We start from the raw sequence: 23,795 nt of genomic DNA on the forward strand, positions 1-23,795 counted from the left end.
AAGGAGACGCCATGACCCGTGTGCACTACGACAGCCACCAGCTGGATGAGCTGGTGCTGCAGATGATGGAAACCGAACAGATGGGCGAGCTGGTGTACCGCGCCGCCATCGCCTGCGCCCACCATCCCGCCCTGAAGAAGGAATGGCAGGGCTACCTCAAGGACGCGCAGGCGCACCAGGCCGTGGTGCGCCGCATGTGCGACGCACTGGGCCTGCACCCGGACGCCCCCAGCGCCGCGCGGGCCGTGGCTCGGCAGCTGGGCGATGCATGGGTGCAGGCCATCGAGACGGCCCAGCGCACTTGCGACCCGGACACCGCCCAGCGCGCGGCCTGCGAGTGCGTGCTGCATGCCGAAACCAGGAACCACGCCCACTGGGAGCTGCTGGGCCGGGTGGCCCGGGTGGCCATCGGTGACGTGGGCCAGACGCTCAAGGCCGCCTACAAGGCCGTAGAGAAAAACGAGGACCACCACCTGCACCACATCCAGGGCTGGCACCGTGAGCTGGCCATCCAGGCGCTGGGCCTGCCCGCCGTGCTGCCGCCGCCCGAGGCGGGCAAGAGGATGGGTCAGGGCCTCGGCAGCGCGCCCCGGGCCGAGCTGCAGGTGGCCCTGCACTGAGAGGCTGAGAGGCGCAAAGGCCCAGGGGCCCAGAGGCCCTTCCCGCCCGCGGGTCAGCCCTGCAGCGCCGCAGCGCCCCCCGGGGCATCGGCCAGCGTGGCCACCCCCTTGCCGCCGCGCTTGCTCGCATAGAGCGCGTGATCGGCGCGGTCCATCAACGCGGGCAGGGACTCCACGGCCGGCCCCTGGAACAGCGCCACCCCGATGCTGGCGCCCACCAGCACATGCTGGCCGTTGTCGAGCCCGATGGGCGCCACCAGCGCCGCCAGCACCTTGTGCGCCAGTTCCATGGCGGCCTCGGGCGAGGCCACGGCGTTCAGCACCAGTGCAAATTCATCGCCCCCCAGCCGGGCGGCGGTGTCGTTGGCGCGCGCCAGGCCCGCCAGGCGCTGGGCCACACGCACCAGCACCTGGTCGCCACTGCCATGCCCCAGGCTGTCGTTGACGGCCTTGAAGCCATCCAGGTCCACCAGCAGCAGCGCGCCCGCTCGGTGGTCGCGGTAGGCCGCCAGCACTGCCTGCGACAGGCGGTCCTCAAACAGGCGGCGGTTGGGCAGCCCCGAGAGGCGGTCGTGGCTGGCCAGGGCCAGCACCTGCTGGTGGGCCCGCACCAGCCGCGCGCTCAGCAGGCCCAGCACCAGCGCAAAGGCATAGGCCAGCATGACCACCAGCGTGGGTGCGCGGCCTGCCGCCGCCCAGCCGCCGATGGGCACAGCGCCCAGAGTCCAGCTACCGCCGCCGGGCAAGGGCACATCGAGCGTGGCGGGGGCCTCGTCAAACAGCTGGGGGCGGCCGATGAACACCGCGCCCTGCGCGCCCATGGCGTCCAGGCCCCGCGCCGCCACCTGAAAACCCATCTGCTCGGAGTTGAGCCCCACGTCGGCAAACAGGGTGTCGGCATTGACCGTGAGCGAAACAATGCCCCAATACGGCGGCCCGCCCACGGGCGGCCGCTCCGGCGGGTGGGCCAGAAACACCGGGGTGCGGCTGATGATGCCCAGCCCGCCCTGCACCAGGGTGATGGGGCCCGCCACCACGGTGCGGCGGGTCTGGATGGCCCGCTCCACGGCGTCGCGCTGTTGCGGGTTGTCCAGGTAGCGCAGGCCGATGGCGCGCTCGTTGCCCACCCGGGGGTAGACATCGGCAATCACGTTGTCGGGCGCCAGCGCCAGGTTGCGGATGTTGCGCTGGTGTTCCAGCAGGCGGCCCACCACGGTGGCAAAGATGTCGGGCGACATGCTGCCCTGCGCCGCGATGAAGGCCGCCACCGTTTCGGGCACGGACAGCGTGCTTTGCAGCTGCCGGTCCAAGCGGTCGCGGATCTGCAGCAAATGGCTTTGCGCCTGCCCGGCGATCTCGGCGCGCGCCTTGGTGTGCGAAATGTCAATGACCACCCAGGCCAGCAACGCCGCCAGCGCACCGCTGCACACCCCCACCACCAGGGGCAGGTACCGATGCTGGATCAAGTGGGAAGGGAGGCGGCTGGTGGACATGGGGCAAAAGAGAGAGGGCCGTAAGAAATGGCCCCTGCACACCGGAACTGAGCCCGGTGCACCAGGGCCGGCCACAGCATAAGCGAACCCCCTTCGCTCCATGCAAAGCGAGCGGCAGGCAACGCGCCTGCGCGCCTGCTTACTGCGCCACGAAGCCGCTGGTCTTGATGATGCGCGTCCAGGCTTCGGTGTAGGCCTGCTGGCGCGCCGCCAGCTGCTGGGGCGTCATGTGGCCCACCGTGAGGCCCATGGCCGTGAGGTGCTCGCGCACATCGGGCTGGGCCACGACCTTGGCCAGCGCGTTCGAGAAGTCGGTGATGAACTTCTGCGGCGTGCCGGCAGGCGCATAGATGCCGTAGTACGGCAGGTCTTCAAAGCCCTTGAGGCCCATCTCGTCGAAGGTGGGCACATCGGGCATGGCGGCCTGGCGCTTGGTGCCCAGCACGCCCACCACGCGCACCTTGCCGGCCTTGTGGTTCTCCATGAAGTCCTGCACCGAGCCCACGCCCGCACCGATCTGGTTGCCCAGCATGTCGGCCATCATGGGCGCGGCGCCCCGGTACGGGGCCGAGACCAGGTCCAGCTGGTACTTCTGGCCGATCAGCTTGACCAGAAACTCGGGCGTGGAGGCCGGCGCCGGGATGCCCACGGCCCCCTTGCCCTGGCCCGTGGCCTTGACCCAGTGCACGTACTCGGTGAACGACTTGGCGGGCGTGCCGCCCGAAACGGCAAACGCATTCACGAAGGTGGCAAAGCCCCCCACGGGCACGAAGTCGCGCACCGGGTCGAAGCCGGGGTTCTTCACCACCTGGGGCAGGATGGAGATGGTGTGGTCGTGTGTGATGAACAGCGTGGTGCCATCGGGCGCCGCCGCCTTGAGCGTCTGCGCGGCGATCTGGCCGCCCGCGCCGGGGCGGTTGTCCACCACCACGGGCACGCCCAGCTCATCCTTGAGCTTTTCGGACAGCGTGCGCGCAATCGCATCCGAGCCCCCACCGGGCGGGAAGCCCACCAGCAGGCGGATCGGCTTGGCCGGCTGGGCCGAAGCCAGCCCCACGGCCAGCGCGGCCCCAACAAAGGCACCGGTGCGCACGAGGCGGAACAGCAGGTTGCGGCGGGAAGTCGTCATGGCAAAACTCCAATTGTGAGATTCGTTAATAAACGGCGCGTCTTTGAACTGGACACGGTCCATGCCAGTGGCCGCCGCGCAAGGGCCGCCCCGCCGCGCTGGCGGCGTCCCCCTTCCCGAATTGCGCAGCAATACGAGAGAAGGGGGAAGGCGCGCAGCGCCACAGGGGGATGTCGCGCCGCCTTTCAGCCCAGGCGTGCGCGGTGGCGCGCCAACTGGGCGCGCACCTGCGCGGGGGCCGTGCCGCCCAGCGTGTTGCGGGCGTTGAGCGAGCCGCGCAGGCTCAGGCACTCGTACACGTCCTTTTCGATCTGCGGGTGAAAGCCCTGCAGCACGGCCAGGGGCAGCTCCGACAGGTCGCAGGCATGCGTGGTGGCCGCCTTCACGGCATGGGCCACGGTTTCGTGCGCGTCACGGAAGGGCAGGCCCTTCTTCACCAGGTAGTCGGCCAGGTCGGTGGCGGTGGCATAGCCCTTGAGTGCGGCCTGCTCCATGGCGGGCGCATTCACCGTGATGCCGCCTTCCTTCTGGCCCGTGGCGGGGTTGAACTGGCCGCCGACCATCTCGGCAAAGATGCGCAGCGTGTCCTTGAGCGTGTCCACGGTGTCGAACAGCGGCTCCTTGTCTTCCTGGTTGTCCTTGTTGTAGGCCAGGGGCTGGCCCTTCATCAGGGTGATCAGGCCCATGAGGTGGCCCACCACGCGGCCGGTCTTGCCGCGCGCGAGCTCGGGCACGTCGGGGTTCTTCTTCTGCGGCATGATCGAGCTGCCCGTGGTGAAGCGATCGGCGATCTTGATGAAGCCGAAGTTCTGGCTCATCCAGATGATCAGCTCTTCAGACAGGCGGCTCACGTGCACCATGCACAGGCTGGCCGCAGCGGTGAACTCGATGGCGAAGTCGCGGTCGCTCACGGCGTCCAGGCTGTTCTGGCACACCACGGGGGACCCGTTCACATCCACCATGCCCAGCGTCTTGGCCACGCGCTCGCGGTCCAGCGGGTAGGTGGTGCCGGCCAGGGCCGCGCTGCCCAGCGGCAGCACGTTGGTGCGGCGGCGCACGTCGGCCATGCGCTCGGCATCGCGCTTGAACATTTCCACATAGGCGAGCATGTGGTGGCCGAAGCTCACGGGCTGGGCCACCTGCAGGTGGGTGAAGCCGGGCAGGATCACCTCCACGTTCTGTTCGGCCACATCGACCAGCGACACCTGCAGCTCTTTGAGCAGGTCGCCGATCAGGTCGATCTCACCGCGCAGCCACAGGCGCACGTCGGTAGCCACCTGGTCGTTGCGGCTGCGACCGGTGTGCAGGCGCTTGCCGGCGTCGCCCACCAGCTGGGTCAGGCGGGCTTCGATGTTCAGGTGCACGTCTTCCAGGTCCAGCTTCCATTCAAACGCGCCGGACTCGATCTCGGACGTGATCTGCGCCATGCCGCGCTGGATGGAGGCATGGTCTTCGGCGCCAATGATGCCCTGGGCCGCCAGCATTTCGGCGTGCGCCAGGCTGCCCGCGATGTCGGCCTGCCACAGGCGCTTGTCGAAGAACACGCTGGAGGTGTAGCGCTTGACCAGGTCGCTCATGGGCTCGGAAAACAGCGCCGACCAGGCCTGGGCCTTGGTGTCGAGCTGGTTGTGGGACGGCGCAGAGTCAGTGCTGGTGGCTTGGGCTTTGGACATAAGGAGGGCAATAATCCGGAGGTTCAGACACCCGGACAACCCGGGCGCCGCAATGCAAAACACGCAAATTTTATCGACCCCGCCCGCGCCGCAGGATTCGCCCCTTTCCAGGGGTGCGCGGCGCAGCCCCCAGCCACCCCGTGGGCGGGCGCTGGTGTTCGATGCCTGCCAGGTCGGCGTGGTGCTGCGGGCCGTGCTGTTTGTGGAGGTGGTGGTGGGCGTGGGGGCCATGTACGGTGCCGGCAGCCCCCTGCAGTGGCTGGCCAGTCTGGCGCTGCTGACGGGCGGTGCCCTGCCCGCCACGCTGGTGTGGCTGGTCACGGCCTGCAGCCTCAAGACGGTGCTGCAGCGCCTGTCCACCGCGCAGCAATACGCGGCGGGCGTGCTGCTGGGCGCGCTGGCCGGTGCCTATGCCTGCGGCATGCTGGCCCTGGTGGGCATGGCCGCGCCGCCGCCCTGGCTGGCCAGTGCCGCCACCGGCGCCCTGCTGGCCGCCATGCTGGTGGCGGCCCTGGTGCTGCGCGCGCGGGGCCGCACGCCAGCCGCCACCACGGCACGCCTGACCGAATTGCAGTCGCGCATCCGCCCGCACTTTCTGTTCAACACCCTCAACAGCGCCATCGCGCTGGTGCGCGAAGAACCCGCCAAGGCCGAATCACTGCTGGAAGACCTGTCCGACCTGTTCCGCGTGGCCCTGGTGGAACAAGGGGAATCGGTCACGCTGGCCGAGGAGATCACGCTGGCGCGCCGCTACCTCGCCATCGAGGAGGTGCGTTTTGGCAAGCGCCTGCAGGTGCAGTGGAACCTGGACCCACGCACCGACAGCGCCCGCCTGCCCCCGCTGCTGCTGCAGCCCCTGGTAGAAAACGCCGTCAAACACGGCGTGGAACCCAGCCCGCGCGGCGGCAAGCTGCGGGTGCTGACCGAGTTGCGCGGCAGCCGCGTGGTGGTGCGCATCACCAACACCCTGCCCCCCAAGGAAAAAGGCCGCAGCGGCAAGGGCGATGACCCGGCCCCCAAAGGCCACGGCATTGCGCTGGCCAATGTGCGCGCACGCCTGGCGCTGCTGCACGATGTGCAGGGTGAATTCACTGCCGGCGTGCTGGACGGTCTGTACCAGGTGCGCATCACCCTGCCCGCCGCCGACCTGAAAAAGCCGCGCTCGCGCATGCCCTCCCGCCACCGCGACGGCCCCCGGGGCAGCGTCCGCCGCGGCGCCGTTCCCTCTGCAGACCCCACTCCCACCGACGACCATGAATATCCTCATCGTTGATGACGAAACCCTGGCGCGCAGCCGCCTGCGCACCCTGCTGTCCGACTGCGCCGACACGGTGCGCTGCACGGTGGCCGAGGCCTCCAATGCCGCAGAAACCCTGGCGCTGCTGAGCCCCACGGGTGGCCGTGCCTTTGACCTGGTGCTGCTGGACATCCACATGCCGGGGCAGGACGGCCTGGCCCTGGCCCATGCGCTGCAGGCCCTGCCCCAGCCCCCGGCCGTGGTGTTCGTCACCGCCCATGCCGACCACGCCGTGAGCGCGTTCGAGTTGGACGCGGTGGACTACCTCACCAAGCCCGTGCGCCGCGAGCGCCTGCAGCAGGCCCTGGCCAAGGTGCAGCGCGGCACCCGCAGCCCCCTGCCCGCCACGGCCCCCAGCGTGCCCGAGGGCGAAACCCTGCTGATCCAGGACCGGGGCCGCACCGAGCGCCTGCCCCTGGCCGAGGTGCTGTACTTCAAGGCCGAGCAGAAGTACGTGACGGTGCGCACCACCACGCGCAGCTACATCATGGACGGCTCGCTGAGCGACATCGAGACCAAATTTGCCCCGCGCTTCATGCGCATCCACCGCAACGCCCTGGTGGCCCGCCGCGCCATGCGCGCGCTGGAGAAACACTACGACCCGGAGGAAGGCGAAGGCTGGGCCGTGCGGCTGCAGGGCTCCACCGAGCTGCTGGCCGTGTCGCGCAGGCAGGTGGCAGCGGTGCGGGAAGAGCTGGCGCGCTGAACGCACCACCAGCCCCTCACCCGCCCTTCACTCCTTGATGTTCGCCGCCTTCACGATGGCGGCATAACGTGCGCTTTCAGCCTGCACGAAGCGCGTGAAGTCCGCCGCGGAGCCCTTGCCGGGCGCGGCACCCCCGTCGACCAGCTTGGCGCGCACCTCGTCCATGCGCAGCACCTCGGCCAGCTCACGGTTGAGCCGCTCCACCACGGCAGGCGGCGTGTGGGCGGGCGCGAAAATACCCGTCCAGGAAACCATGCCAAAACCCTTGAAACCCGCCGTTTCGGCCACGGTGGGCACCTCGGGCAGCGATGGCATGCGGTGGTCGTCGGTGAGCGCAATGCCCTTGAGCTTCTTGCTCTGGATATGGGGCGCCGCCGTGACGCTGATGAGCACCGCCAGGTCCACCTGGTTGCCGATCACGTCGGTCACGATCTGGGCCCCGCCCCGGTAGGGCACGTGCACCATGAAGGTCTTGCTCTGCTCCTTGACGCGCTCCATGGCCAGGTGCAGCACCGTGCCCACGCCCGAGGTGGCGTAGCTGAGCTGGCCCGGCTTCTCGCGCGCCAGGCGCACCACGTCGGCCAGCGTGTTGGCGGGCAGCCCGGGGCGCGCCACGATCACCATGGGCGCGGTGCTCACCAGGCCCACGGGCGCCAGGTCCTTGAGGGTGTCGTAGCGCACGGCCGCGGGGTTCACCAGGCGTGCGATGGCCGCGGGGCTGTCCGCGCCCAGCACCAGGGTGTAGCCGTCCGGCGCGGCCTTGGCGGCCTTCTCCATGCCGATGACACCCCCGGCCCCCGCCACGTTGTCGATGACCACGCTCTGCTTGAGGCGCTCGCCCAGCTTCTGCGCGATGAGGCGTCCCGTCACGTCCACGCTGCCCCCGGCGCTGAAGGGCACGATGAGCGTGATGGGTTTGGCCGCCGGCCAGGCGGCCTGGGCCTGGGCCTGCGCGGACACGCCCGCGCCGCAGGCCACCAGGCCGGCCAGGGCCCACAACGCCCGGCGGCGATTGCGCGAAGAGAAAGGGGGCAACAGGGGGGACATGGGAACTTCCTTCAGGATGGCACGGCGCAGAAAGGGTCTGCCGCCGCCAGTTGTGTGTCGAACGCGGCCAGCCACTGCGCGCGCCAGGCACGGCGCGTGCTGTCGTCGATCCACGCGGCGTCCAGGCCATTGGCCATGAAGCCGCGCAGGTCGGCCGCGTCAAAGCCGAAGTCGCGCACCATCATGGCCCAGGCCTGCGTGGGGTCCACGTGGTGCAGGGTCGGGTCGTCGGTGTTGGGATGGATGCGCAGGCCGGCTGCCGGCATGTGGCGGATGGGGTGGTCCAGCGCCCAGCGCTCGGGGGCCAGGGTGCGCAGGTAGTAGGAATTGGTGGGCACCACGGTGAACACGATGCCCCGGTCGGCGCATTCGCGCGCCAAGGCCGGGTTGTCCAGCACGGTGTAGCCGTGGTCGATGCGGTCCACCTGCAGCAGCTCCACCGCCGTGCGCACGTTGTGCCAGGGCATGCCGAACTCGCCTGCGTGGGCCGTGGTCTTCAGCCCGCCCCGGCGCGCCAGGGCATAGGCGGGTGCAAACCACTCGGGCGGGTGGTCCACCTCGCGGTAGTCGATGCCGATGCCGATCACCTCGTCGCGCCGGTGGGCCAGCACCCATTCGACCATCTCGGTGGCGGCTTCGGGCGGCGCCTCGCGGTCGATGGCAGCAATCAGCCGGCCCGTGATGCCGAAGTCGGCCTGTGCATCGGCAATCGCGCGCACGATACCCGCCAGCGCCTGCGGGTAGGCCAGCCCCGACTGCCGGGCCGTGCCCGTGGGGTTCCAGAAAAACTCGGCATAACGCACCTGGTGCGCGGCGGCGTCCTGCAGGTACTCGTAGGTCAGCCGGTGCAAGTCGTCGGGGCTGCGGATCAGCTCGGCATCCAGCGCCCGCAGCACCCGCAGCACGCCCACGGGCTTTTCGCCGCGGGTGTAGAAGGCCTCGATCTCGGCCTCGCTGATGGCCGCACCCGCACGGCGCACCAGGTGGGTGAACGTGGCGCGCCGCACAGTGCCCAGCAGGTGGCAGTGCAGCTCGACCTTGGGCAGGGCGTGGAGAAACGGGTACAGCGGGTCGGCGGGCGCCAGAAAGGTGGGCATGGCCGCATGCTATGCAGCGCCAGGTGATAACGGAAGTGATTTAATTTGATGGCGTGATAAAGGCGATTTATGAGCAAGCACCCCATCCACAGCCCCGCCGCCGCCAGCCTGCCCCCGCACCACGCGCCCACGCTGCGCCAGTTGCGCAGCTTTCAGGCCGTGGCGCGGGCCCTGAGTTTTCGGCAAGCGGCCGAGGCCTTGTCGCTCACCCAGCCCGCGCTGTCGGCGTCCATCCGCGAGCTGGAGGCCGTGCTGGGCGCCCCGGTGCTGGACCGCGGCACCCACCATGTGCGCCTCACGCCCCAGGGGGCCTTGCTGTTGCCCCAGGTGGAGCGCCTCGTCAACGGCTATGAACAGGGGGTGGACGCCCTCTTCCGCACACTGGGCGACGGCAAGCGCACTCTGCGCGTGGCCGCCCTGCCCTCGGCCATGCACCTGCTGGCAGAGCCGCTGCGGCAGTGGCTGGCGCAGCACCCCGACGTGGACCTGCGCCTGCGCGACCCGCTCAACGACGACCTCGTGGCCGCCTTGCAACGCGGGGAGGTGGATCTGGCCCTGGGCGTGGCGCTCGACCTGCCGCCCCAGATCGAGAGGTATCCCGTGGCGCAGGACGATCTGGTGGCGGTGCTGCCCCTGGGCCATCGCCTGGCCCGGCGCAAGCACCTCACCTGGCAGGACCTAGCGGGTGAACGCCTGGCGTTGTTCGCGCGCGGCAGCACCTACGAGCTGGCCATGGCCACCTTGCGTCAACATGGGGCCGACCTGGCGCGGGCCGACCAGCTGCTGTACAGCGAATCGCTCTACAGCCTGGTGCGCTGCGGGCTGGCCGTGGGGGTGATCTCGCGGCTGTACACGCACAGCCTGGATGCCGGCACCCTGCGGGTCTGCCCGCTGCACGCGCCGGTGATCTCGCGCCGGGTGGCGCTCCTGGTGCACGCCCCCATGGGCGCGCGGCCGCCGCTGGTGCAGGACTGCCTGGAGTTCCTTGTCCAGGCGCTGCACACAGGCTGAATCCGCAGCAATGCGGCCTGGTCAGTGGTTGTGCGCGGCACCACTCACCAGCGTCACCACCACCATGCCTGCGATCAGCCAGGCGATCTGCGCAATGGTTTCCCGCGCCGTGAGGCGCTTTTGCAACTGGGGGATCAGGTCGGCCAGGGCCACATACACAAAGCTGCTCGACGCCACGGCCAGAAAGTACGGCAGCAGGTCCTGCAACTGCCCCACCAGAAAATAGCCCACCACGCCCCCCAGCGCCGTCACAGCCCCCGCCAGGGACACCTTGACCAGCGCCATGCGGCGGTTGGGGCTGGTCTGGCGCAGCACCACCAGGTCGCCCATGTGGTGCGGCACCTCGTGCGCCAGCACGGACACGGCGGCGATCACGCCCAGGCGGATGTCGGCCATGAAGGCCGAGGCGATCAGGATGCCGTCACCAAAACAATGCACGCTGTCGCCCGTGAGCACGGCCCAGCCGCCCGCACGCGGGCCATGGTGGTGGTGCGCATGGCCGTGGTCGTGGCCGGCGTGAGAATGCGCGTGGCCGTGGGCATGCCCATGGTGATGGTCCTGCGGGGCCGGTTCGGGATGGCTGTGCTCATGCCCGTGGTGCCACAGCTCGGCCTTGTCGAGCAGAAAGAAGAACACCACCCCCACCAGCAGCGTGGCAAACAGATCGTGCGCGCCCGCCTGGCTCTCGAACGCCTCGGGCAGCAGGTGCATGAAGGCCGTGGCCAGCAGGGCACCCGCCGCCAGGCTGAGCAGGTGCTGGGGGCCCACGCTGTCGGCCCGCCCGCCCAGGCCCAGCCGCATGAGCAACGCGGCCAGCCACACGCTGCCAATGCCTGCGGCCAGGGTGGCCAGAATGATTGCTACCAAAGTCATAGCTTATTGCGCTTTATAGATAAGCCCTGGGGCCCATTTTCCTTCAAACACCATACCCCGGAAATGCGATGAAAAAAGCCGCCCCGGTGGCGGGGCGGCTGCAGTCGGCCAGCCAATGCGGGGCCGGGCTCAGTCACACGGGGGGACGGATCACGCCACGCCCTGCGCCTTGAACCAGGCCAGCGCCCGCTTCCAGCCATCCTCGGCCGCTTCCTTGCGGTAGCTGGCGCGGTAGTCGGCGTGGAAGGCATGGGGGGCGTCGGGGTACAGCACGAATTCCGATGCCCTGGCCTGCGGCGATCCGCTGGCCAGGGCAGCTTTCATCTTATCAACCGTGTCAAGGGGGATGCCGGTGTCTTTTTCGCCATACAGGCCCAGCACCGGCGCCTTGAGGATGGGCGCAATGTCCACGGGGTGCTTGGGCGTGAGCTCGCTCACCTGGCCCACCGGGCGGCCATACCAGGCCACACCGGCCTTGACGGGGCCGTGCGCCGCATACAGCCAGGTGATGCGCCCGCCCCAGCAAAAGCCGGTGATGCCCACCCGCGCGGCATCGCCCCCATTGGCCGTGGCCCACTGCACGGCGCCGTCCAGGTCGGCCATCACCTGGGCATCGGGCACCTTGGACACCACCTCGGCCATGAGCTTGGCGATCTCGGTGTACTGCGAGGGATCGCCCTGGCGGGCATACAGCTGGGGCGCAATGGCGAGGTAGCCCGCCTGGGCAAAACGGCGGCAGGTGTCGGCGATGTACCCGTGCACACCAAAGATCTCCTGGATCACCAGCACCACCGGCAGGCCCGCCTTGCCAGCCGGAGCGGCGCGGTAGGCCGGCACATTGAAACCATTGACGGTGAAACTCACCTCCCCGGCCGTCAGCCCGTCAGCAGGCGTGACGATGGCCGTCTGGGCCATGATGGGCGCGGCAGCCGCTGCATAACCGAGGCCCAGCGCAGCCTGCAGCACGGTGCGGCGGGTGGCGCCCGCATCGGTGCCGCGGCCCGGCAGCAAGGCCAGGGCATCGGCGTGGAGGTCGTCACAGAACATGGGGTTTCTCCAGAAAAAAAGGGGCGGATGGGATGGACGCAGGAAAATGCGAGCCCGCAGTTTAGGGTGTGTTGACCACATTTGCTGAGCGCCCGCGCCCTCCAGGACGGGCCGGGTCGGGCCACCGGGGGTTTACCGCAGGGCGCCATTTTCGGTTACCGGAAATGGAAGAGCACTGCTAGACTTTCTGCGAACCGCCCGGCGTCTGCCGCGCAGCCCCCAACTTCCCCTTTTTTGCACGCCAGGTAACCCAGCCCCCACGCCCTCCAGCGACTGCCTCACCGCATGCCCCGCACCACCCCCCCCACCCTGCCGCGCGGACACCAGCTGGCGTTGCTGGTGGCGGCGTTGTGTGGAGCGGGCGGGCTGGCGCTGCTGGCCTGGGCCCTGGCCAGCCGGTCCCTGGACGGGGCCACGCGCGCGGCGTTCACCACGGCCGGCAGTGGCCTGGTGGCCAGCGCGCTGCTGTCCTGGTGGCTGGTGCGGCAGGTGCAGGTGCTGCGCGCCCTGGCCAGTGAGGCCCAGGCCGCGGCACAGCGCGCCAGCACCCAGCTTTCGGCCACCCTGGACATCCTTCCGGACGGGCTCGCCATCTATGACGCCGACGACCGCCTCGTGCTGTGCAACGCCCAGTACCGCGAGGTGAACACGGGCACGGCCATGTCCCTCGAATACGGCACGCGGTTTGAAGACGTGCTGCGCCGTGCCGCCCAGTCGGGCCACATCGTCGCCGCCCGGCCCGATGTGGACAGCTGGCTGGCCCGCCGCATGGCCCGGCACCGCGCGCCCGACCTGCCCGAGGTGCAAGAAGTCGATGGCGACCGCTGGATGCAGATCACCGAACGCCTCACCGAAGGCGGTGGCGTGGTGGTGCTGCGCACCGACATCACCGACACCGTGCACAAGGAGCGCGTGCTCAAGCAGGCCCTGCACCATGCCGAGCGCGCCGAGCGCAGCCTGCGCGAGGCCATGAACGCCATGCCCGCCGGACTGGACATTTACGACGAAAACGACCGCCTGGTGCTGTGCAACGACCAGATGGCGCGCCTGCGCCCCCACCTGCCGGTGGCCGATTCGCTGGGCAAGACCTACGAAGAGCTGCTGCGCGCAGGCCTGCGCCATGGCATCCCCGAAGAAGCCAGCGGCCAGGAGGAGCTGTGGCTGGCCCATGAACTCGCCATCCGTGGCCACCGGCCCGGCCCCGAGGTGCGCCACTACCCCAACGGCGCCTGGATGCACATGCACGAAAGCCGCACGCCCTCGGGCATGACGGTGTGCGTGCGCCTGGACATCAGCGACCTGATCGAGCAGCGCCACAAGGTCGAAACCGCCCGCCAGGAAAGCCAGCGCACCCGGCAGCTGCTGGAGCGCGCGGTCGAGGCCCTGCCCGTGGGCATCGAGATCTTCGACGAGCAGGACCGGCTGGTGCTCTACAACCAGCAGCTGTCGCGCATGTACCCGTACATGAACTACGCAGAGCACCTGGGCAAGGGCTTTGCCGACATCCTGCGCCATTCGGTAGAGCGGGGCCTGATCCCCTCGGCCCAGGGCCGCGAAGAGGCCTGGATCGCCGAGCGCCTGTCCGAGCACGGCAGCCGCACCTCCACGCTGGTGCAGCGCCTGGCCGACGGGCGCTGGATCAACATCTACGAAACCCGCACCCCCGAGAACTACGTGGTGGCGGTGCGCCTGGACATCACCGACCTGATCGAGCAGCGCCAGGCCCTGGAAAGCGCCCAGGAGGCCGCCCTGCAGGCGCGCCAGCTGCTGCAGGACGCGGTGGAATCGCTGCCCGAGGGGTTCGCCCTGTTCGATGCGGACGACAGGCTGGTGGTGTGCAACGCCCAGTACCGCCGCCTGTACCCCATCTCCGCCCCCCTGATCGTGCCCGGCAACACCTTCGAGCAGATTGCGCGCTACGGCGCCGAGCGCGGCCAGTACCTGGACGCCGTGGGCAACGAAGAGGCCTGGATCACCCAGCGTGTGGCCGACCACCGCGCCGCCAACCATGCCGTGCTGCAGCGCCTGCCCGAAGGCCGCTGGCTGCAGGCCGACGAGCGGCGCACCCCCCAGGGCGGCATCGCCGGCGTGCGCACCGATGTGACCCAGCTGGTGCGCAAGGAGCAGGAGCTGGCGGCCGCCAATGCCAAGCTGGCCCTGCTGTCCACCACCGACGGCGTGACCGGCATTGGCAACCGGCGCCGCTTTGACGAACGCCTGGCCGCCGAGTGGATGCGCTGTGGCCGCCACCACCTGCCGCTGGCCCTGATCCTGGTCGATATCGACCATTTCAAGCTCTACAACGACCACAATGGCCACCTGGCCGGCGACGAATGCCTGCGCCGCGTGGCCCAGCTGCTGCAGGGCAACATCCGCCGCGCGGACGAAGTGGCCGCGCGCTATGGCGGCGAAGAGTTTGTGCTGCTGCTGCCCGACACCCCCCTGGCCGAGGCCGTGACGGTGGCGCAGCGCTGCATGGAGAACCTGCGCGGGGCAGCGCTGCCCCACCCCCATTCGCCCACGGCGCCGATCGTCACGCTCAGCCTGGGCGTTGCCAGCACCGTGCCGCGCCCGGAAGCGCGGCCCGACACCCTGGTGCAGGCCGCCGACGCAGCGCTGTACCGCGCCAAGTCCGCAGGCCGCAACCGCCTGGAAGTGTTTGAAGAGGCCGCGCCTGAATGATGCGCCGCCCGGGGCTCAGCCCACCTCCTCCTCCGGCACCGCATCGCGGTAAGCGTGGCGGGACAGCGCGGCCGCCAGCACCTGCGACGGATTGACCAGCGCCATCCCCTGCAGCCGGCCGCGCGCCGACAGGGCCAGCGGAATCTCGGTACACCCCATGATGAGCGTGGACACCCCGTGGCGCTGCTGCAGCGCCAGGGCCACCGCCTCGAACCGCTGACGCGCCAGCGCGTAGTCGCCCGCTTTCACGCCGTCGTAGATGCCCTGCATGAGCAGCTCCCGCCCGTGGGCCTCGGGCACAAAGCAATCGATGCCGCAGCGCTCCAGCTCGCCCTGGTACAGCCCCGCCTCGTAGGCGCCCTGGGTGGCCAGCAGCCCCACACCACGCACCTGCTGCCGGGCCAGCCCGGCCACCACCTCCTGCACGCCGTGCAGCACCACCATCTGCGGAAACCGCTGCTGCAGCAGCCCGTGCCAGGCGTGCGCCGTGTTGCAGGCAATGGCCACCACGCGCGCGCCCAAAGCGGCCAGACGGCCGGTGGCCTGCAGCAGCGGGTCGGCCGGCTGGTGTGCGCCCGGGCGGGTGTCGTGCAGGGCCGCCGTGCGGTCGGGGATGGGCACCTGCGCCAGCCAATGCTCCGGGTAGGCCTGGTCGTGCACCGGAATGCCCAGCGCGCCCATGCGGTCCGTGCAGGCCTGCACGAACAGGCGCACAAAGTCGGCCCCGGCGGCGGGGCCCATGCCCCCCAGGATCCCCACCACCTGCGGGGCCTGGCGGCCGCTCGCGCAGGGGGCTACGGGGGCTCTCGGGGCCATGTGCATTGCACTCACAGCGCAGGCTTGTCGCTCTGCGCCACCAGGTTCTCGCGCAGCTCGCGGCCCATGGGCAGGTTCAGGTTCTGGTTGCGCGGGGGCACGGGCGACATGAACCACTTGCTGTAGAGCTTGTCGAACTCGCCCGACTTCATCATGCCCCCGATCACGCCATTGACCAGCGCCTGGAACTGCGGGTCGTCCTTGCGCAGCATGCAGGCATAGGGTTCCACCTGCAGCGAATCGCCCACCACCTCCCAATCGCCCGGGTTGCGCTGGTTGCCCATCAGGCCGAACAGCAGGATGTCGTCCATCGCAAAGGCCTCGGCACGGCCGCTGTCCACCAGCAGCACGGCGTCGTCGTGGTCCTTGCCCAGCACGATGTCCAGGTCCAGGTTGTTGTCACGGCTGTATTTGCGGATGACCTGCGCATTGGTGGTGCCCGAGGTGCTGGCCACCTTCTTGCGGGCCAGGTCGGCGTAGTTCTTGACGCCCGAGGTCTTCTTGGTCAGCAGCCTGGTGCCGGTGTAGAAGTGGTTGATGGCGAACTGCACATCCTTGGCCCGCGCCGTGTTGTTGGTGGTGGACCCGCACTCCAGGTCGATGGTGCCGTTGGTCAGCAGCGGAATGCGGTTCTGCGAAGTCACGGCCTGCAGGTCCACCTTGATGGCGGGGTTGTTCAGGCGCTTCTTCACTGCGTCCGCCACCGCGTTGGAAATGTCCACCGAGAACCCCACGGGCACGCCCGGGCCCGCCAGGTAGCTGAAGGGCACCGACGACTCACGGTAGGCCAGCGTGATCTTGCCCGTGTCGGCAATCTTCTTGAGGGTGTCGGCCTGGGCCACGGTGGTGGCCCACAAGCCGGCCACCACGATGGCAGCGGAAGTGACGACGGAGAGCTTCATGGGAATCCCTTTGCAAAAAAGCAGGTCAGCGGGTGGATGAAAAAGCAAAACGCAGGGGCACTGTAAAAACTCGCGGCGCCGTTGAACAATTCATTTGCGGGGGTGCGTCATGATGAAAAGTTATGGCTCTTGTGCGGTGCACACCGCTGCACCAAATTGCGTCAGCACGCACCATCTGCGCCATGCCTCCATGCAAAGGGCAGGCCCGTGGCGAGGGGGCTGCCGCACATAACTTCCCGGCATGGGCGGGCATGGCATTGGCATTGTTCAAAGCGCGGGCCCCGTCCTACATTGGCCTGCAATCCGTCAACTCCCCACCCCCCAACAAGATGCAGGTATGTGTATTGGGCGCAGGCATCGTCGGCCTGGCCACGGCGTATGAACTCCAGCAGCGCGGCATGCAGGTCACCGTCATCGACCAGGCCCAGCCCGGCACCGGCGCCAGCGGCGGCAACGGCGCCCAGCTCAGCTACAGCTATGTGCAGCCCCTGGCCGATGCCAGCATCTGGCGCCAGCTGCCCCGCCTGCTGCTGTCGCCCAGCTCCCCGCTCAAGCTGCGCCCGCAATGGGACACCCACCAATGGCACTGGGGCCTCGCGTTTCTGCGCGCCTGCAACCGGCACACGTCCGAGCGCAGCACCGAACGCTTGCTGGCCCTGGCCGCGCTGAGCCGCCACCGCTTCGAAGCCATGCTGCAGTCCGAATCCATCGACTGCGACTTCTCCCGCACCGGCAAGCTGGTGCTCTACGACACACCCGCCGGCCTGGCCGCCGCACAGCGACAGATGGAGCTGCAGCGCGCCTGGGGCAGCCAGCAGCAGGCCGTTTCGGCCGCACGCTGCGTCGAGATCGAACCCGCGCTGCAGCATTACCAGCACCGCATTGCGGGCGCCATCCACACCCCCAGCGAATGTGCGGCCGACTGCCTCAAGGTCTGCCAGGGGCTGCAGGCCGCGCTCGCGGCGCGGGGCGTGCGCTTTCTGCTGGGCGCCCGGGTGCAGGGCTTTGTGCGCCATGGCCAGCGCATTGCCGCTGTGCGCACCAGCGCTGGTGCGGTCGAGGCCCAGCAGTTTGTGCTGGCCCTGGGCAGCCACAGCCACCCGGTGGCCCGCACGCTGGGGCTTCGCCTGCCGGTCTATCCGCTCAAGGGCTACAGCATCACGCTCGATACTGCCGAGGCCTCGGCGTCCACCACCGCCATCGCGCCTCGCGTCAACGTGACCGACGCCGCCCGCAAGGTGGTCTTTGCACGCATCGGCCACCGCCTGCGCGTGGCTGGCATGGCCGAGCTGGTGGGGCACGACGCACGCATCCCGCCCGCACGCATCGAAAGCCTGTGCCACGCCACGCGCGCGCTGTTTCCAGGCTGCAGCCAGTTTGAAGAACTGCGCCCCTGGACCGGCATGCGCCCCGCCACGCCCACCGGCCTGCCCGTGGTGGGCCTGCACGCCAGTGGCCCCGACAACCTGCTGCTCAACACGGGCCATGGTTCGCTGGGCTTCACGCTGGCATTTGGCACGGCCGCGCAGGTCGCCGAGCTGCTGGCGCCGGCCTGAGCCACACAGCCCCACGTCCTACTCCACGTCGGGCAAGTTCACGGAGGCCATGGTCTCGGCCACCGCCTGGCGCATGCACTGCGTCATGGCGCTGGCCAGCAGCGAGCTGGGCCGGTTCACGGTGCGCAGTGATTTGATGGGCACGGCGATGTGGGGCGCCAGCGCCAGCACCTCCACCTTGCTGCGGTCGGCCGACGCGGCCGTGCAACTGTCCACCACCGCCACCGCATGGCCGTGGTGCGCCAGGGCCAGCGCAGCGTGGTAGGTCTGCACCGTGATCGCCGTCTGCAGCCCCACGCCCGCTTCGCGGCAGGCATGGTTGACCACCGTGCCGATGGGGTCACGCACATCGAGCCGCACCACCGGCGTGTCGGCCAGGTCAGACAGGTGCACCACACCCGCATGCACCAGCGCCGCACTCAGCATGCCTTTGGGCGCCACACACACCATGCGGCCATCGGCCAGGTGCTCCTGCGTGAGTGCGGGGTGGGCAATGGCGCTGAACACAAAGCCCACGTCCGCCTCCTGCAGCACCAGGGCCGAGACGATCTGGGGTGAATGCAGCGCGTCGATGGTGACCTTCACATCCGGGTGCTTCTGCCGAAAGAACCGCAGCGCACGCGGCAGCACCTCGTAGCTCAGTGCCAGCACGCTCAGGATGTGCAGTTCGCCCTCACGCTGGTCATTTTTAAGGCTGTTGGCCAGGCGCTGCACATCGTCCAGCTGGGTGAACAAGCGCTCGATGTGCGGGTACAGGGTCTGTGCCTCGGTGGTGGGCACCAGCTTGCCCTTGAGGCGGTGAAACAGCGGAAAGCCCAGCTGCAATTCAGCATGCGCCAGGATTCGGCTGACGGCAGGCTGGGTGACGTTGATGAGGCGGGCCGCCGCGCTCACGCTGCCGGTGAGCATGACGGCGTTGAAAACTTCTATGTGGCGGAGGCGCATGGGGTGACGATGCAAGGAATGGGCCGGATGCGCAACCCTTGCATCTACCCATTGCAAAGGCAATGACCTCGCTGCGCCCGCTGCTACAACGACATCGACGGCCGCGCCGCCATGGCCGCACGCCAGCGCAGCAGATGCGGGTGCTGCTCGCCCGGCTTGTGCTTGACCACGCGCGCAAAATCCACCGCCACCACGGCGGTGATGTCGGCCACGCTGAGGCGGTCGGAGGCAATGAAGTCGCGGCCTGCCAGCCGTTCGTTGAGCAGCTGGAAGAACTGCCCCACACGCACCAGCCCACGCTCGGCCAGGGCCGGGATTTGCGGGTAGTCCACTGCGCCGGGCAGCGCCCGGTTGGCCATGGCGGGTGCGCTGTTGCGCAGCGCCTCGGCAATGGCCTGCAGGCCCTCGAACTCCATGCGCCAGTTCCAGCTCGCAATCTCGGCCTTCTCGGCGGGCGTCTCGCCCAGCAATGCCGGTTGCGGATACCGCGCCTCCACATAGGCCGTGATGGCCGCGTTGTCGGCCAGCAGCAAACCGTCTTCGGTGCGCAGCGCAGGCACCGTGCACTGCGGGTTGATCTGGCGGTAGGCCTCGCCCAGTTGCTCGCCACTGCGCAGATCCACCTGCACGGTGTCGTGGGCAACGCCCTTTTCTGCCAGCAGGATGCGCGCGCGGCGGGGGCTGGGCGCCGTGGCGCAGTCGTACAGAGTGATCATGGCGGCGCCTTGCGAAACACTCATCGGGCGGGTGACGACGAAGAAGAAGCCAACGCAGCAGCTTCGATCTTGTCTTGCGTCTTGGTGTCAAAGTCGCTGGCCTCATGCCGCTCACGCAACTGGCTGGCCGGATCGCCGCTGACACGGTTGACCTTGCGCCCGCGCTGCACCGCCGGGCGCTTGGCAACCTGCTCGGCCCAGCGCACCACATGCGTGTATTCGTGCACCTGCAAAAACTCGCCCGCGTTGTAGGCCTGGCCTTTCACCAGCAGTCCATACCAGGGCCAGATCGCGATGTCCGCCACCGTGTACTCATCGCCCGCCACATACTCATGCACGGCCAAGCGCTGGTTGAGCACATCGAGCTGGCGCTTGGCCTCCATTGCGTACCGATCAATCGCGTACTCGATCTTGACCGGGGCATAGGCATAGAAATGCCCAAACCCGCCGCCCACAAACGGCGCACTGCCCATCTGCCAAAACAGCCACGACAGGCACTCGGCCCGCGCCGCACCGTTCTTGGGCAGAAAGGCGCTACCGAACTTCTCGGCCAGGTACATCAGGATGGCGCCGGATTCGAACACCCGCACCGGGTTGGCGGAGTCGGTGCGGTCTTGCAGCGCCGGAATTTTGGAGTTGGGGTTGATGCCCACAAACCCGCTGCCAAACTGCTCCCCCTGGTTGATGCGAATCAGCCAAGCGTCGTACTCCGCGCCGCTGTGGCCCAGCGCCAGCAACTCCTCCAGCATCACCGTCACCTTCACGCCATTGGGCGTGCCCAGCGAATACAGCTGCAGCGGGTGCCGCCCCACGGGCAATTCCTTGTCGTGCGTGGCCCCGGCAATGGGCCGGTTGATGCTGGCGAAATGACCGCCGTTTTCCTTGTTCCATTGCCAGATGGCGGGGGGGGTGTAGGGGGTGGGGGTGGACATACAAGGGCTCCGGGCAAATGAGTGGAAAGTGGCTGAATCGCCAGCGATTGCTAAATGAGTTTAGCGATGCGCTTTGTTCACCGCCGGACCATGGTGAGTGTTCTGCGAAGAGGCCTCTATGGGGAACTCACAAGGGATGCGGCAGCTTTCGCACCATCCAATGCCGCTCCAGACCTCATTGAGCACGCTCATCGTCAGAGGTCGGTCTCCGGTGACTATGTGGAGCCAAACGCAGTCGCCTTTATGAAGTGAGAGAAGCACAGTCAGCAAAAACTGTAAGCGCTGCGACGCCACAACGAGGAAGGCCTTCCCGTTCCCGCCCTATAAACTGGCGAGATGATCTGCTCGCCGAGCACCTCAACCTCCAACCGTAAAGCCAACTTTTCCACCAACTTACAAGCGGAACGATGAGCTTTGCGCCATGAGATGGATCCTGAAGATCTCATAGGCGAGTACGAAGAAGATACATCAGATGCTTTCAACAACTGTCCCACTTCGTACCAGAGTCTTACGTATGGATGCAAACGAATGACGGAGATCAATACCAATGCTCACTCACCTACACATTAAGAACTTTAAGGCCTGGAAAGACACGGGGCCGATTCGTTTGGCACCGCTCACCGTGCTCTTCGGGGCTAACAGTGCGGGCAAAAGTAGCCTTGGCCACCTCTTGCTAGCGTTGCAGCAAACAGCGCGCTCGACAGACCGCAAGCGCGCGCTACATATGGGCGATACCTCATCCCTGATCGATTTGGGCACTTTTACAGATTGTCTACATGGCCACGATCTGAAACAGGCCCTTTCCTTTGAGCTGGGTTGGAACTTACCCAAGGTTTTGGATGTGCGCGACCCATTGCAACCCGACTCCCGATTCCAAGGGGATGGCATGCGGCTGGATGTATCCATGGTGGCAAACAAAGCGCAGCAACCAGAAGTTCAGGCGCTGCGCTACGCTATGTCGTCGGGTGACAGAGAGGTGATCGACGTTACGCTTGAGCGCGACGAGAGGCGCAAGCTCAATCTGACGTCAAGCCAGTATGGTTTCAAGATGGCCGACGGGCGAAAATGGCCTCTGGAGGAGCCCGAGAAGTTCTATCGTTTGTCCGACACCAGCATGGCAAGGTACAAGAACGCCGGTTTTCTAGCTGACTTCGCATTGGCCGCTGAGAGCATGCTGGAGCGAATCTCCTACTTGGGACCGTTGCGCAGCCATCCCCAACGCATCTACCAGTGGTCAGGCGAAACGCCAGCCAGCGTTGGACAAATGGGTGAGTACGCCGTGGCGGCGATTCTGGCTGCGCAGGGGGAAGGCCGCCGCCTCAATCGGCAGGCTGGACATCACACCAAAGGCTTTGCCGAGTTCATAGCGGCATGGCTCAAAGATCTCGGTGTCATTGACGACTTCGCTGTACGGCCCGTGGCTGTGGGGCGCAAAGAGTACGAGGTGCTAGTGAAGACCCACAACAAAGCCCCTGAGGTGAAGATCACTGACGTGGGTTTCGGCATCTCTCAAGTGCTGCCGGCGTTGGTGCAGGCCTTTTACTGTCCGCCAAATTCCACGGTTTGGATGGAACAACCTGAGATTCACTTGCATCCGCAAGTTCAGGCTGAGTTGGCTGACGTCTTTATTTCAGCAACCCAGGCCCGTGAGGATGGCAAGCCGCGAAACGTGCAGTTGATTGTAGAAAGTCACTCAGAGCACTTCCTGAATCGTTTGCAGCGTCGAGTTGCAGAAGGAATGATTAAACCGGCGGATGTGGCGGTTTACTTTTGCCGTCGCGCCGGGTCAGCTACCGAACTTGAGCCACTGAGGTTGAATATGTTTGGAGAAATCGAGAACTGGCCAGAACACTTCTTCGGCGATGAGATGGCGGATATCGCGGGCCGAGCCCTGGCGGCAATGCACAGGAAAAAGGAGCTAAAGCTGCAAGGCAGTGCGCAATGAAAGCAGTGATCGATACCAACGTGCTCTTGGTCGCCAATGGTCAACATGACCAAGTATCTGAGGATTGTGTGATTGATTGTGTTATGCGGCTGCAATCGATTCAACGGTCAGGCGTTGTCGTCATCGACGATGGCTACCGCATCGTGGGTGAGTACCGCCACAAGACTAGCCTGAAGCCCGCGAAAGGGGTCGGTGACAAATTTCTGAAGTGGATGCTCCAGCATAGCGGGACACCCAAAGTAGAGCAGGTTTCGCTGAACGAGACCGAAGACAACTGCTTTACCGAATTCCCTGATCCTGCGTTGGAGCAACTGTTTGATACATCGGATCGAAAGTTCGCCGCCGTGGCCTATGCTCACCCGGATAAGCCGACAATTTGGCAAGCAGCGGACTGCAAATGGTTGGACTGGTGGCCAGCCCTAAGAGCCAAGGGTGTTGAGGTCGATTTCTTGTGTCCAGAAGACGTCTGCACGGTTTACGGAAAGAAGTTCCCAGATAAGCCTGCGCCCCAGCTGCCGGGCTGAATGCCATGGATGGTGACTTTTTCCGCTTCCCGCACACCCCTCACTTGGCTTGGCTGGGCAAGAACACGCCGCGCGATGACAAGGTACTTTCACACACCGAAGCGCAGGCTTTGCTGGAGAGCGACGTGATAGTGGAGGAAAAGCTGGATGGTGCCAACCTGGGCCTTTCTCTGGCCTTGGACAACACTCTGCGCGCCCAAAATCGGGGCCAGTATTTGGCTAAGCCACACGCCGGGCAGTTCGCCCGGCTACCTTCATGGCTCACCCAGCATGGAGAAGCGCTGCGCAGCGTTCTGACGCCCAACATCATTGTGTTTGGCGAGTGGTGTGCCGCACGTCATACGCTTGACTATGCTGCGCTGCCCGATTGGTTCTTGTTATTTGATGTGTATGACCGTCGCGCTGGTCGTTTTTGGAGCAGCGCGCGTCGTAATGCGCTGGCGCATTCGGCGAGGCTGGCTACGCCCCCCCAAGTCGCGTGCGGGCGGTACACCGTCTCATCACTGAAAAAGCTGGTGGCCACACGCGCCAGCCACTACAGGGATGGCCCCCTAGAAGGCGTGATCATTCGCAGGGAATCTGCGCAGTGGTGTGACTCCAGGGCGAAGCTCGTTCGGGCGGACTTCACGCAGGCCATCGAGATCCATTGGCGCAAACGCGCAATCGAATGGAATCGGTTGCATTTCTCCAACGGCACCGACGGCAAACCTGCTTTCGTGAGGTAGCCGCGCGAAATCGACCAGCAGCCTTAACGGCAGATTCAAAAAGTGAAGTGCTGCTGACT

Annotated in this window: 21 protein-coding genes; 9 read left to right on the forward strand and 12 right to left on the reverse strand. The window is 67.1% G+C overall.

The window, feature by feature from the left end; translation table 11 throughout:
* The first annotated feature begins 11 nt into the window (after nt 1-11).
* Nucleotides 12-620, forward strand: coding sequence for a hypothetical protein (locus DBV10_RS11160; protein WP_124513551.1), 609 nt, complete (start codon nt 12-14; stop codon nt 618-620).
* 53 nt (nt 621-673) lie between these two features.
* On the opposite strand, the gene DBV10_RS11165 is transcribed toward DBV10_RS11160, so the two are convergent.
* The 3 genes from DBV10_RS11165 to argH form a co-directional block, all read right to left on the reverse strand.
* Nucleotides 674-2,113 (reverse strand): diguanylate cyclase domain-containing protein, encoded by a 1,440-nt coding sequence (locus DBV10_RS11165; RefSeq protein ID WP_124513553.1) that lies wholly within the window; start codon nt 2,111-2,113, stop codon nt 674-676.
* 139 nt (nt 2,114-2,252) lie between these two features.
* On the reverse strand, nt 2,253-3,242 hold the full coding sequence (locus DBV10_RS11170; protein ID WP_124513555.1) for a Bug family tripartite tricarboxylate transporter substrate binding protein: 990 nt from the start codon (nt 3,240-3,242) through the stop codon (nt 2,253-2,255).
* Between the two features lie 185 nt (nt 3,243-3,427).
* Nucleotides 3,428-4,915, reverse strand: a complete 1,488-nt coding sequence (gene argH, locus DBV10_RS11175) for an argininosuccinate lyase (protein ID WP_124513557.1) — start codon at nt 4,913-4,915, stop codon at nt 3,428-3,430.
* Nucleotides 4,916-4,967: 52 nt separating this feature from the next.
* Between argH and DBV10_RS11180 the strand changes: the two genes are divergently transcribed.
* Together DBV10_RS11180 and DBV10_RS11185 are read left to right on the forward strand one after the other, a co-directional pair.
* Nucleotides 4,968-6,188 carry a sensor histidine kinase gene (locus DBV10_RS11180; RefSeq protein WP_124513559.1) on the forward strand — a complete coding sequence of 407 codons (1,221 nt, stop codon included), beginning with the start codon at nt 4,968-4,970 and terminating at the stop codon, nt 6,186-6,188.
* Nucleotides 6,169-6,918, forward strand: coding sequence for a LytTR family DNA-binding domain-containing protein (locus DBV10_RS11185; protein ID WP_124513561.1), 750 nt, complete (start codon nt 6,169-6,171; stop codon nt 6,916-6,918). Before DBV10_RS11180 ends, DBV10_RS11185 begins: the two co-directional genes overlap by 20 nt.
* Before the next feature lie 27 nt (nt 6,919-6,945).
* On the opposite strand, the gene DBV10_RS11190 is transcribed toward DBV10_RS11185, so the two are convergent.
* Nucleotides 6,946-7,965: a tripartite tricarboxylate transporter substrate binding protein gene (locus DBV10_RS11190; protein WP_124513562.1), complete on the reverse strand. Its 1,020-nt coding sequence runs from the start codon at nt 7,963-7,965 to the stop codon at nt 6,946-6,948.
* A gap of 11 nt (nt 7,966-7,976) precedes the next feature.
* Nucleotides 7,977-9,062: an adenosine deaminase gene (gene add, locus DBV10_RS11195; RefSeq protein WP_124513564.1), complete on the reverse strand. Its 1,086-nt coding sequence runs from the start codon at nt 9,060-9,062 to the stop codon at nt 7,977-7,979.
* 69 nt (nt 9,063-9,131) lie between these two features.
* On the opposite strand from add, the gene DBV10_RS11200 reads away from it, so the two are divergent.
* The gene (locus DBV10_RS11200; protein ID WP_124513566.1) at nt 9,132-10,073 is read left to right on the forward strand and encodes a LysR family transcriptional regulator; all 942 of its coding nucleotides are present in this window, start codon (nt 9,132-9,134) and stop codon (nt 10,071-10,073) included.
* Between the two features lie 21 nt (nt 10,074-10,094).
* Here DBV10_RS11200 and DBV10_RS11205 read toward each other — a convergent pair whose 3' ends face one another.
* Complete coding sequence (locus tag DBV10_RS11205; RefSeq protein WP_124513568.1) at nt 10,095-10,946, reverse strand: ZIP family metal transporter; 852 nt, start codon at nt 10,944-10,946, stop codon at nt 10,095-10,097.
* Nucleotides 10,947-11,096: 150 nt separating this feature from the next.
* Nucleotides 11,097-11,993 (reverse strand): dienelactone hydrolase family protein, encoded by an 897-nt coding sequence (locus DBV10_RS11210; protein ID WP_124513569.1) that lies wholly within the window; start codon nt 11,991-11,993, stop codon nt 11,097-11,099.
* A gap of 285 nt (nt 11,994-12,278) precedes the next feature.
* On the opposite strand from DBV10_RS11210, the gene DBV10_RS11215 reads away from it, so the two are divergent.
* Complete coding sequence (locus DBV10_RS11215) at nt 12,279-14,675, forward strand: GGDEF domain-containing protein (RefSeq protein WP_124513571.1); 2,397 nt, start codon at nt 12,279-12,281, stop codon at nt 14,673-14,675.
* Between the two features lie 15 nt (nt 14,676-14,690).
* Here DBV10_RS11215 and DBV10_RS11220 read toward each other — a convergent pair whose 3' ends face one another.
* Both DBV10_RS11220 and DBV10_RS11225 read right to left on the reverse strand, forming a co-directional pair.
* The gene (locus DBV10_RS11220; RefSeq protein ID WP_124513573.1) at nt 14,691-15,491 is read right to left on the reverse strand and encodes an aspartate/glutamate racemase family protein; all 801 of its coding nucleotides are present in this window, start codon (nt 15,489-15,491) and stop codon (nt 14,691-14,693) included.
* Between the two features lie 11 nt (nt 15,492-15,502).
* Nucleotides 15,503-16,393: an amino acid ABC transporter substrate-binding protein gene (locus DBV10_RS11225; RefSeq protein WP_124513575.1), complete on the reverse strand. Its 891-nt coding sequence runs from the start codon at nt 16,391-16,393 to the stop codon at nt 15,503-15,505.
* A gap of 329 nt (nt 16,394-16,722) precedes the next feature.
* Here DBV10_RS11225 and DBV10_RS11230 point away from each other — a divergent pair, with 329 nt between their 5' ends.
* The gene (locus DBV10_RS11230) at nt 16,723-17,949 is read left to right on the forward strand and encodes a D-amino acid dehydrogenase (protein WP_199740089.1); all 1,227 of its coding nucleotides are present in this window, start codon (nt 16,723-16,725) and stop codon (nt 17,947-17,949) included.
* 18 nt (nt 17,950-17,967) lie between these two features.
* Here the strand turns inward: DBV10_RS11230 and DBV10_RS11235 are convergent, their stop codons facing one another.
* The 3 genes from DBV10_RS11235 to yghU form a co-directional block, all read right to left on the reverse strand.
* Entirely contained in the window at nt 17,968-18,894 is a 927-nt protein-coding gene (locus DBV10_RS11235) for a LysR family transcriptional regulator (protein WP_124513577.1), read from the reverse strand.
* A gap of 83 nt (nt 18,895-18,977) precedes the next feature.
* The gene (locus tag DBV10_RS11240) at nt 18,978-19,610 is read right to left on the reverse strand and encodes a glutathione S-transferase family protein (RefSeq protein WP_124513579.1); all 633 of its coding nucleotides are present in this window, start codon (nt 19,608-19,610) and stop codon (nt 18,978-18,980) included.
* A gap of 20 nt (nt 19,611-19,630) precedes the next feature.
* A complete protein-coding gene (yghU, locus tag DBV10_RS11245) occupies nt 19,631-20,542 on the reverse strand; it encodes a glutathione-dependent disulfide-bond oxidoreductase (protein ID WP_124513581.1) in 912 nt (303 codons plus the stop codon).
* A gap of 547 nt (nt 20,543-21,089) precedes the next feature.
* On the opposite strand from yghU, the gene DBV10_RS11250 reads away from it, so the two are divergent.
* From DBV10_RS11250 to DBV10_RS11260, 3 genes are read left to right on the forward strand one after another with little or no spacing between them, the layout of a single operon-like run.
* Nucleotides 21,090-22,487 (forward strand): DUF3696 domain-containing protein, encoded by a 1,398-nt coding sequence (locus DBV10_RS11250; RefSeq protein ID WP_124513583.1) that lies wholly within the window; start codon nt 21,090-21,092, stop codon nt 22,485-22,487.
* Nucleotides 22,484-23,011, forward strand: a complete 528-nt coding sequence (locus DBV10_RS11255; RefSeq protein WP_124513585.1) for a hypothetical protein — start codon at nt 22,484-22,486, stop codon at nt 23,009-23,011. Before DBV10_RS11250 ends, DBV10_RS11255 begins: the two co-directional genes overlap by 4 nt.
* A gap of 5 nt (nt 23,012-23,016) precedes the next feature.
* Nucleotides 23,017-23,736, forward strand: coding sequence for an RNA ligase family protein (locus tag DBV10_RS11260; RefSeq protein ID WP_124513587.1), 720 nt, complete (start codon nt 23,017-23,019; stop codon nt 23,734-23,736).
* Nucleotides 23,737-23,795 lie beyond the last annotated feature (59 nt).

The organism is Acidovorax sp. FJL06, assembly GCF_003852545.1.
Taxonomy (GTDB): Bacteria; Pseudomonadota; Gammaproteobacteria; order Burkholderiales; family Burkholderiaceae_C; genus Acidovorax.

Bases quoted from the DNA above. Each gene is read 5' to 3' on its own strand.
- DBV10_RS11185 (WP_124513561.1), top strand. From the start codon at position 6,169: ATGAATATCCTCATCGTTGATGACGAAACCCTGGCGCGCAGCCGCCTG.
- DBV10_RS11255 (WP_124513585.1), top strand. From the start codon at position 22,484: ATGAAAGCAGTGATCGATACCAACGTGCTCTTGGTCGCCAATGGTCAA.
- DBV10_RS11210 (WP_124513569.1), bottom strand. From the start codon at position 11,993: ATGTTCTGTGACGACCTCCACGCCGATGCCCTGGCCTTGCTGCCGGGC.
- DBV10_RS11230 (WP_199740089.1), top strand. From the start codon at position 16,723: ATGCAGGTATGTGTATTGGGCGCAGGCATCGTCGGCCTGGCCACGGCG.
- DBV10_RS11240 (WP_124513579.1), bottom strand. From the start codon at position 19,610: ATGATCACTCTGTACGACTGCGCCACGGCGCCCAGCCCCCGCCGCGCG.
- DBV10_RS11215 (WP_124513571.1), top strand. From the start codon at position 12,279: ATGCCCCGCACCACCCCCCCCACCCTGCCGCGCGGACACCAGCTGGCG.
- argH (WP_124513557.1), bottom strand. From the start codon at position 4,915: ATGTCCAAAGCCCAAGCCACCAGCACTGACTCTGCGCCGTCCCACAAC.
- DBV10_RS11250 (WP_124513583.1), top strand. From the start codon at position 21,090: ATGCTCACTCACCTACACATTAAGAACTTTAAGGCCTGGAAAGACACG.
- DBV10_RS11220 (WP_124513573.1), bottom strand. From the start codon at position 15,491: ATGGCCCCGAGAGCCCCCGTAGCCCCCTGCGCGAGCGGCCGCCAGGCC.
- DBV10_RS11180 (WP_124513559.1), top strand. From the start codon at position 4,968: ATGCAAAACACGCAAATTTTATCGACCCCGCCCGCGCCGCAGGATTCG.
- DBV10_RS11205 (WP_124513568.1), bottom strand. From the start codon at position 10,946: ATGACTTTGGTAGCAATCATTCTGGCCACCCTGGCCGCAGGCATTGGC.
- DBV10_RS11260 (WP_124513587.1), top strand. From the start codon at position 23,017: ATGGATGGTGACTTTTTCCGCTTCCCGCACACCCCTCACTTGGCTTGG.
- DBV10_RS11190 (WP_124513562.1), bottom strand. From the start codon at position 7,965: ATGTCCCCCCTGTTGCCCCCTTTCTCTTCGCGCAATCGCCGCCGGGCG.
- DBV10_RS11165 (WP_124513553.1), bottom strand. From the start codon at position 2,113: ATGTCCACCAGCCGCCTCCCTTCCCACTTGATCCAGCATCGGTACCTG.
- DBV10_RS11160 (WP_124513551.1), top strand. From the start codon at position 12: ATGACCCGTGTGCACTACGACAGCCACCAGCTGGATGAGCTGGTGCTG.
- add (WP_124513564.1), bottom strand. From the start codon at position 9,062: ATGCCCACCTTTCTGGCGCCCGCCGACCCGCTGTACCCGTTTCTCCAC.
- DBV10_RS11235 (WP_124513577.1), bottom strand. From the start codon at position 18,894: ATGCGCCTCCGCCACATAGAAGTTTTCAACGCCGTCATGCTCACCGGC.
- DBV10_RS11200 (WP_124513566.1), top strand. From the start codon at position 9,132: ATGAGCAAGCACCCCATCCACAGCCCCGCCGCCGCCAGCCTGCCCCCG.
- DBV10_RS11170 (WP_124513555.1), bottom strand. From the start codon at position 3,242: ATGACGACTTCCCGCCGCAACCTGCTGTTCCGCCTCGTGCGCACCGGT.
- yghU (WP_124513581.1), bottom strand. From the start codon at position 20,542: ATGTCCACCCCCACCCCCTACACCCCCCCCGCCATCTGGCAATGGAAC.
- DBV10_RS11225 (WP_124513575.1), bottom strand. From the start codon at position 16,393: ATGAAGCTCTCCGTCGTCACTTCCGCTGCCATCGTGGTGGCCGGCTTG.